This is a genomic window from Streptomyces sp. NPDC085944 (assembly GCF_040686295.1).
GTDB classification, from domain to species: Bacteria; Actinomycetota; Actinomycetes; order Streptomycetales; family Streptomycetaceae; genus Streptomyces; species Streptomyces salinarius.
In genome coordinates this window covers 1-1,288 of the sequence record NZ_JBFBJX010000047.1, presented here as the reverse complement: position 1 = coordinate 1,288, position 1,288 = coordinate 1, and the positions used below count along the sequence as shown (strand labels likewise).

Below are 1,288 nucleotides of genomic sequence, written 5' to 3'. Positions count from 1 at the left end.
TGGCTGAGACCTGATGCCGAGCCGATTGTGGTGAAGTGGATGATCCTATGCTGTCGAGAAAAGCCTCTAGCGAGTTTCATGGCGGCCCGTACCCTAAACCGACTCAGGTGGTCAGGTAGAGAATACCGAGGCGTTCGGGTGAACTATGGTTAAGGAACTCGGCAAAATGCCCCCGTAACTTCGGGAGAAGGGGGGCCACACCTGGTGATGATCTTTACGGTCTGAGCTGGGGGTGGCCGCAGAGACCAGCGAGAAGCGACTGTTTACTAAAAACACAGGTCCGTGCGAAGCCGTAAGGCGATGTATACGGACTGACGCCTGCCCGGTGCTGGAACGTTAAGGGGACCGGTTAGCTCCATTTCGGTGGGGCGAAGCTGAGAACTTAAGCGCCAGTAAACGGCGGTGGTAACTATAACCATCCTAAGGTAGCGAAATTCCTTGTCGGGTAAGTTCCGACCTGCACGAATGGCGTAACGACTTCTCGACTGTCTCAACCATAGGCCCGGTGAAATTGCACTACGAGTAAAGATGCTCGTTTCGCGCAGCAGGACGGAAAGACCCCGGGACCTTTACTACAGTTTGATATTGGTGTTCGGTTCGGCTTGTGTAGGATAGCTGGGAGACTGTGAAGCTCGCACGCCAGTGTGGGTGGAGTCGTCGTTGAAATACCAGTCTGGTCGTGCTGGATGTCTAACCTGGGTCCGTGATCCGGATCAGGGACAGTGTCTGATGGGTAGTTTAACTGGGGCGGTTGCCTCCTAAAGAGTAACGGAGGCGCCCAAAGGTTCCCTCAGCCTGGTTGGCAATCAGGTGTTGAGTGTAAGTGCACAAGGGAGCTTGACTGTGAGACCGACGGGTCGAGCAGGGACGAAAGTCGGGACTAGTGATCCGGCGGTGGCTTGTGGAAGCGCCGTCGCTCAACGGATAAAAGGTACCCCGGGGATAACAGGCTGATCTTCCCCAAGAGTCCATATCGACGGGATGGTTTGGCACCTCGATGTCGGCTCGTCGCATCCTGGGGCTGGAGTCGGTCCCAAGGGTTGGGCTGTTCGCCCATTAAAGCGGTACGCGAGCTGGGTTTAGAACGTCGTGAGACAGTTCGGTCCCTATCCGCTGTGCGCGTAGGAGTCTTGAGAAGGGCTGTCCCTAGTACGAGAGGACCGGGACGGACGAACCTCTGGTGTGCCAGTTGTTCTGCCAAGGGCATGGCTGGTTGGCTACGTTCGGGAGGGATAACCGCTGAAAGCATCTAAGCGGGAAGCCTGCTTCGAGATGAGGGCTCCCACCC

The 1,288-nt window shown here is 56.4% G+C and carries 1 rRNA gene (cut by a window edge); it reads left to right on the top strand.

Features of this window, described 5'->3' with window-relative positions:
• A 23S ribosomal RNA gene (locus AB0P07_RS36670) occupies positions 1-1,288 on the top strand; its annotated part reaches 1,370 nt to the left of the window's first position; the annotation flags it as partial.